The sequence below is a fragment of the Rhodococcus sp. R1101 genome (genome assembly GCF_000278445.1).
Lineage (GTDB): Bacteria > Actinomycetota > Actinomycetes > Mycobacteriales > Mycobacteriaceae > Rhodococcus > Rhodococcus gordoniae.
This window is the reverse complement of the sequence record NZ_AJVB01000205.1, coordinates 1-6,568: the sequence shown is the minus strand read 5'-3', so window position 1 is coordinate 6,568 and position 6,568 is coordinate 1. Positions and strand designations below refer to the sequence as shown.

The following is a 6,568-nucleotide window of genomic DNA, read 5'->3' as shown; positions in this document are numbered from 1 at the left end:
CTGTCGACCCCGCGAACCCGTGACGCGTGTCCGACCTGCAGTCGGTACCGACACCGTAACGGGTGAGTGGACGCACCTGTCGCCCCACTGAGAGGGTGCCGACCCGAACTTCTCGGGCCGGCACCCTCTCGTGTCACATCCGGGGTATGTCCGACAACAGCTCCGTCCGCCCTACCGGTCCTCAAGGAGCGGGTCGGTCCACGTCCCCGCGCCACCCACCGGTCTCGTGTCCGCTCTGCTCGATGAACTCCTTGAACTTCTTCATGTCGTTCTTGACCCGGTTGCCGAGAACACCGAGCTTGTCGGCGACATTCTCGACGAATCCCTCAGGGTCGACATCCATTTGGGCTGTCACTCGGGTCTTCTCGTCGTCGAGACGATGGAACGTGATCACTCCCGCGTGGTCGGGTCCCGAGTCCGAGGTCCACGCCACCCGCTCGTCCGGATGTTGCTCGGTGATGGTGGCATCGAACTCGCGGACCTGACCTGCGATATCGATCACCCAATGAACATGTGTGTCGTCGAGTTGCCGGATCTCTCGAACCCCTTCCATGAAATGGGGAAACGATTCGAACTGCGTCCACTGGTTGTACGCGACCCGGATCGGTACATCGACATCGACGGCTTCCGTGATTGTGCTCATGACGATTGCGTACCCCTCCCCCGGGAAGGCCACACCCGGCACGATGACGTAGTTGGCGAATAACCGTCTTCTCGACCTGTCGGATCGGAACCGGGGCCGGGAACGCGCCTGTTCGACGAGCCCTGCGCGGGGGGCCGGTGGTCGTGCAGAGACAGGATGCGTTCGGGGTGGGGATGCCGACGATCCCCACCGGCGGCGATCCAGGTCTGCGTTGCTCGATGGGCCCGCTCGATCAACTCGCCGGCGCGACTGAAGTCGATCGGCGAAACGGACACCGGGCACAGTGGGGGCAGCACGTGGAGGTCGACCCGTAGGGAGAAGTCGGCGACCTCGAGCAGCAGGCGCTGGTGGGTGAGCAGAGTCAGAGCCTGCACCGCGGTGGCCAGCGCGGTGGTCGGTGGACGCGGCAGAGCGCAGGCATAGCCGGCGGGCAGCACCCACACGTCGTCCGCACCGAGGGCGACTGCTTGGGACAGGGCCGCATCGTCTGCGATACCCCCGTCGACCAGGTTCAGACCCTCGCGTTGTACGGAAGGCAGCACACCGGGAACGGCGGCACTGGCCAGCACAGCGCTGACGGCCTCGCCCGTCGACAGCAGGACTTCCCGTCCGGTGAGCAGGTCGGTGGCCACGAGGTGCACGGGGATCACCGCGTCTTCGAGGTCGCGATAGGACAGGTGAGACTCGATGAGCCGCTCCAGGTTCCGCCCGGAACACAGCGAGGGGCGGATCCCGGCCGCAGCCAGGAGTTGACGCACCGGATCGAGCGGGAAGACGTCCTGCCGGCGCAGACTCCGCCAGATAGCCGTCAGGTCGTCCAGAGCCGGGATACCGGTACCACGACCGGCGACGTAGGCGGCGTTGAGAGCCCCGGCCGACGTACCGATGAGCAGGTCGGGATGTATGCCTCGTTCGGTGAGCGCATAGAGCATCCCGACCTCCACGGCACCGAGACCGGCCCCGCCACCGAAAACGAAAGCGGTGGTCATCGCCGGGCCGGGTCGTACAGGGAAGCGAGCCGACCCAAGGTCAGTGCCGCAAGCAGCAATCCGACATCTCGTAGGGCGACATCGTAGAAGCCGGGATAACTCAGCAGGTCGATCACGATGCCGGCAAGCCACGCGGCGACGATGTAGGCCGCGTATCGCGGTTTGATCGCGACGGCGATGCCGGCCACGATCTCGATCACCCCGACCACCGACATGACCTGCTGCGCGCCGAGGGGACTGAGATCCACGATCCACGGTGCCAGATAGTCCTCCCAGGTGGTGAGCACGTTCGTGAACTTGTCGATGCCCATGACGATCGGGAGCACGGTGAATCCGATGCGTAGCAGGACGAATGCCCCGTAAGCGGGATCGTTGCGAGCGCGGCGCATCGCGTCGCCCCGTGCAGGCGCGGCGGCCGTTGTGGAAGACGAGTGAGCTGCGGGAGTGGTCATCACAGACCCCCTTGTAAAAACAATGGTTACTGTTTTTAGAGTGGTCCCGCCGATTCTATTTGTCAATACTTTTTGGTGTTAGCGTTGGGTATGTCCACTCACCGGTCCGCCTCACCGGCGACGCTGGCGGCGTTGAGCAACCTCGACGATCCGTTGCGGCGCAGGCTCTTCGAGTATGTGAGCGAGAGCGAGCAACCGGTCTCGCGGGAGCAGGTGGCGAGCGCGTTCGATATCGGCCGAACCCTTGCGGCCTATCATCTCGACAAGCTGGCCGATGCCGGCCTGGTGACGGTCGGTTACCAGCGGCCCGCCGGCCGCAGCGGACCGGGCGCCGGACGGCCCGCGAAGTTCTACACCAGGACGACGACGGAGATGACCGTCAGTGTGCCGCCGCGCGACTACGAACTGCTCGCCCGGTTACTCGTGTCCTCGATCGAACAGGACACCCTCGGAACGGTCCGAGCGGCGGCGAACGAAGTCGCACACGATGCCGGACGGCGCGTCGTCGCCGAGGCGGGGGGTGATCTTCTGGAGGCGCTGCGCGGCTGCGGCTATCTGCCCCGCGCCGATGCCGACGGCGGTATCGACCTCCGCAACTGCCCCTTCCACCTCGTCGCCCGAGACCATCTGGATGTGGTGTGCGGGTTGAATCTGCACCTGATCGAGGGTTTGATCGCCGGCAGCAGCGAACCCCACGCACATGCCGAACTGGAACCGAGACCGGACCGGTGTTGCGTGATGATCCACAAAGCCTCCGCCGGTTCGAGAACTGCGCCGAACAGGTGACGCCGCGCCGCCGCATCCCGTACGGGCGGCCTCGTCGGTGTGCTTGCCGCGGCGATCGGTATCGATGCGCCGGCCGCGTGTTCACTCGCCGCCGACACCACCCGTCATCACTGTGACGACGACGCGACCGGCACAGCACACCACGGAGGTGCGGTAACCGGGGTCCGTCATCGACCGGTGCCGAGCGTGCGCTGCCGGTTGGCGGCGTGGCGGAGCTGCAGGATCCGCAGGCCGCCCGCGATTCCGACGATCGCCGCTCCGGCGATCGCAGCGAACAGCAATGCCACGCCCAGCGGCAACGAGAAGTCCCACCCGAAGAGTTCGAGGGTGATGCTGTCGAGATTTTGCAGGATGAATACCAACAGCAACAGCAGAATCAGGACACCGAGTATCAGAGCGGTCCACAGGGCCCCGGTACGAGTCCCCCGGATGCCTTTGCCCCGGGCAAGGTCAGGATGCAGTCCGGCGGCCGCGTCCGGATCCGGTGTCGTGCCCGACGGGGGGACCGGAACGTCGCTGCGGCGCGCGGAAGGCGAGAAGTCGGAGTTCGAATCGCCTGGGCCTCTCGAGCTGGTTGTCATATCGGTCGAGTACCCCCGTCGTGCTCCGGTTATCCCGTTCCGTTCGGTCGCTCGAGGAGAGACGCGGACGATGCGACTCGCAGTCGGCGGTAAACACTACGAGGTCGACTCGTAGGCCTACACGCAGATGGCTCGACTCCGATAGAGAACTTCGCTCCTCGATACGCTCGTCCCTCGCGTCTTCGACCGTTCAGAACAGGCCGATCGCTCGGACGATCAGCCCGACAGCAACCACCAGCACGACGATCACTGCAATCGCGATAGCAACGAGAGCACCGACACTGCGACGTTGCGGCGGCTCATGTTGCGGACCACCCACAGCGGTCTCGGCGGGCGGAGTATCTCCGGGCGCCACGCCTCCTCCGGGTTCGAGACCTGGAGTATTCGCGGGATCGGGGTTCTGCGGATCGAACCTGGACGCATCGGCATTCTCGTCAGCCATGCCTACGTATACCCGAAAATCAGCGGCCGACGCCTCGACTGCCCCTACACAACGCGACAGTACTGAGGTCGTGAGTACGACCCCTGGGGCAACGATTCGGTGATCTCGAATTTCACATGTCCGCCGACCCGCGCGGATAAGCTGAAATCGGCCTAACGATGGACCGGCACGGGGCTTCGGCGCCGATAACGCCCCTGTTCCCAAGCCTTTCGATCTCGGGAGGAAGCATGACCGATTCACCGCAGGATCCCAGTAAAGAGGAAGGCCAGGAAGGGCCGGCGGACGGCGGAGCAGCGGGCGTCCCGGGCGTTCACGACGGAGGTGCCGATGGTGGAGCCGACGGAGGAGCCGATGGTGGAGCCGATGGTGGAGCCGACGGAGGTGCCGACGGTGGAGCCGATGGCGGAGCCGACGGAGGAGCCGATGGCGGAGCCGACGGCGGAGCCGATGGCGGAGCCGACGGCGGAGCCGACGGAGTCAGTCAGGTGTGAGCACCCTTCCCCCCGCATTCAGGATTCCGGCAGCGAGGCAGACGTCGGAGTCCTGGAATCACGCCTGATCGACATCGGCCGGAAGAAGTTCGCATCGGAAATCTGGGGACACTCACCGCTGCTCACCCGCCGCACCGGCACATTCTCCGATTTGTTCTCGGCAGACGCAGTCGACGAACTCATCTCGCGCCGAGGACTCCGCACACCCTTTCTTCGCGTCGCCAAGGACGGGGCGACACTCCCGGACTCGTCGTTCACCTCCCCCGCCGGCGTCGGCGCTACTATCGCCGACCAACTCGACGACACCAAGCTCTGGCGCAACCTCGCCGACGGCGCCACCCTCGTCCTGCACGCTCTGCACCGCACATGGGAGCCGATCGCACAGTTCAGCACTGATCTGAGCAACGAACTCGGACATCCCGTCCAAGTCAACGCCTACATCACCCCACCGCAGAACAAGGGATTCGACCATCACTACGACGTTCACGACGTCTTCGTCCTGCAGATCGAGGGAAACAAGCGATGGGTGATCCATGAACCCGTCCACCCGGCTCCCCTGCGCGATCAACCCTGGACCGATCACCGCTCCGCCGTCACCCGAGCCGCGCGAGGGCCGGCCTGTATCGACACCGTACTCGAGCCCGGCGATTGCCTCTATCTGCCACGCGGCTGGATCCATGCCGCCGAAGCTCGAGGTGAGATGTCCATTCACCTCACTGTCGGCGTTCACACGTGGACGCGTTACGCACTGGCCGAGCATCTGAGCCGAGCCGCGCTTGCCGCACTTGCCGACGATCCCGGGATGCGTCGCGCACTGCCTCTGGGTATCGATGCTCCGGACAACGAAATCGGTTCTGTTCGAGAAAGTCTCATCGACTGCATATCCCGGGTCGACACCACTTCCCTGTTCCACCGGGTCCGGCGAGAACAGGGACGTCCGGCACCCCTGGGCCCGTTGGCCCAGCTCGGTGCTGTTCACGATCTCGGCCCCGACACCGCGGTCCAGCTTCGCAATGCGCTGCACGCACGCCTGGAAGGCTCGCATCTGGTCACGCGTGTGGGCCGGCTCGAGGTGCCGGCCGGGGATCGGCCGGGAGTCACGCAACTACTCGACGGCAAGACGCACCTGGCAGAAACTCTCGGAATCGATCTGGTCGAGCGGCTGCTACGCGCAGGGATTCTCGTCCCCGCGGAACAGTGACGGTGCACTGTGGCCTCGGCCGAACGCTTCTTCTGCGCAGACAGTGCCCGGATGCGCGGTGACCCGATGGCCGGCACAGCACCTCGTGGCTTGGTCTGGGTTCTCATCGAATATCGAGGTCGGTGGCCGCTCGACGGATTCGACGGTCTCGATCTCGAGCCTGCGACCAAGACGCTCGTGTTCTCCGCCGCGCAGACGGCCCGGGCGCGGATATTGCTGGTCGAGCGCCCGGGTCGCCGTCGCCGCGAAGGACCCGACCGTTGGGCGGTGCTGCGCCGTGAGACGTCCGGTGTCGTGCGTCAGCAGTGGGGAACGTGGAGTTGTGACGAGGATCTGGCGCAGATCGCCACCGCCCTGGATACTCCCGGACGTCCGGGCGGGCCGCCCGTCCTTCTGGTCTGCACGCACGGTCACCACGATCCGTGTTGCGCGGTACGTGGGCGGCCGGTGGCACGCGCTCTCGCGAAGCACTGGCCGGAACAGGTGTGGGAATGCACCCACGTGGGCGGAGACCGGTTCGCAGCCAATGTCGTCATCGTGCCCGACGGTGTCTACTACGGCGGTCTCGATGCCGAGTCGTCCGTCGTCACGATCGAGGAGCACTTCTCCGATCGCATCCACCACCATCATTTGCGCGGATACACCGACCTGGCTCCGCTCCAGCAGGCTGCGATCGCGGCCACGCTCCGACGTTTCGGTCCGGCCGGGCGTAGTGACTACACGGTGGCCGAGAGCGCCCGCCGGGGTGACCTGTGGCGGATCCGGCTCACCGGCCGTGCACCGCACCCGGAGCGTGTCGAGGTCGAGTTGCAGGTCCACCGTTCTCCACCGTGTCGATTGACCTGTCGTGGAGCGGCGGCGAGTTCGGCCCTGGTCTACGCACCCACGTCGGTCCACATCGTGTGAGAGGACGGCATGACCGAACTGAACAGCGTCAAGTCGTCACCCGAGCCTCTTCTTCTGCCTTCATGAGTGCTGCGAAC

9 protein-coding genes are annotated in these 6,568 nt (G+C 65.5%); 3 read left to right on the top strand and 6 right to left on the bottom strand.

Going from position 1 to position 6,568, the window contains the following annotated elements:
* Positions 1–181: 181 nt before the first annotated feature.
* The 3 genes from R1101_RS0113680 to R1101_RS0113670 are packed head-to-tail and all read right to left on the bottom strand — an operon-like array spanning position 182 to position 2,084.
* Positions 182–643 carry an SRPBCC family protein gene (locus R1101_RS0113680; RefSeq protein WP_016933979.1) on the bottom strand — a complete coding sequence of 154 codons (462 nt, stop codon included), beginning with the start codon at positions 641–643 and terminating at the stop codon, positions 182–184.
* Positions 640–1,632, bottom strand: coding sequence for a patatin-like phospholipase family protein (locus R1101_RS26725; protein WP_016933978.1), 993 nt, complete (start codon positions 1,630–1,632; stop codon positions 640–642). The genes R1101_RS0113680 and R1101_RS26725 overlap by 4 nt, the downstream gene beginning before the upstream one ends.
* On the bottom strand, positions 1,629–2,084 hold the full coding sequence (locus R1101_RS0113670; RefSeq protein WP_026003249.1) for a DoxX family membrane protein: 456 nt from the start codon (positions 2,082–2,084) through the stop codon (positions 1,629–1,631). Before R1101_RS0113670 ends, R1101_RS26725 begins: the two co-directional genes overlap by 4 nt.
* Positions 2,085–2,174: 90 nt before the next feature.
* Between R1101_RS0113670 and R1101_RS0113665 the strand changes: the two genes are divergently transcribed.
* On the top strand, positions 2,175–2,870 hold the full coding sequence (locus tag R1101_RS0113665) for a helix-turn-helix transcriptional regulator (protein WP_026003248.1): 696 nt from the start codon (positions 2,175–2,177) through the stop codon (positions 2,868–2,870).
* A 167-nt stretch (positions 2,871–3,037) separates the two neighbouring features.
* On the opposite strand, the gene R1101_RS26720 is transcribed toward R1101_RS0113665, so the two are convergent.
* The 3 genes from R1101_RS26720 to R1101_RS30685 all read right to left on the bottom strand — a co-directional run bounded on the left by R1101_RS26720 (position 3,038) and on the right by R1101_RS30685 (position 4,402).
* Positions 3,038–3,451 (bottom strand): lipopolysaccharide assembly protein LapA domain-containing protein, encoded by a 414-nt coding sequence (locus tag R1101_RS26720; RefSeq protein WP_016933974.1) that lies wholly within the window; start codon positions 3,449–3,451, stop codon positions 3,038–3,040.
* A 190-nt stretch (positions 3,452–3,641) separates the two neighbouring features.
* On the bottom strand, positions 3,642–3,893 hold the full coding sequence (locus R1101_RS0113650) for a DUF6480 family protein (protein ID WP_016933973.1): 252 nt from the start codon (positions 3,891–3,893) through the stop codon (positions 3,642–3,644).
* Between the two features lie 236 nt (positions 3,894–4,129).
* A complete protein-coding gene (locus R1101_RS30685) occupies positions 4,130–4,402 on the bottom strand; it encodes a glycine zipper domain-containing protein (protein WP_198420273.1) in 273 nt (90 codons plus the stop codon).
* A 133-nt stretch (positions 4,403–4,535) separates the two neighbouring features.
* Between R1101_RS30685 and R1101_RS0113645 the strand changes: the two genes are divergently transcribed.
* Positions 4,536–5,585 carry a cupin domain-containing protein gene (locus R1101_RS0113645; RefSeq protein ID WP_332307005.1) on the top strand — a complete coding sequence of 350 codons (1,050 nt, stop codon included), beginning with the start codon at positions 4,536–4,538 and terminating at the stop codon, positions 5,583–5,585.
* A gap of 66 nt (positions 5,586–5,651) precedes the next feature.
* Positions 5,652–6,491, top strand: a complete 840-nt coding sequence (locus R1101_RS0113640) for a sucrase ferredoxin (RefSeq protein ID WP_081494100.1) — start codon at positions 5,652–5,654, stop codon at positions 6,489–6,491.
* Positions 6,492–6,568 lie beyond the last annotated feature (77 nt).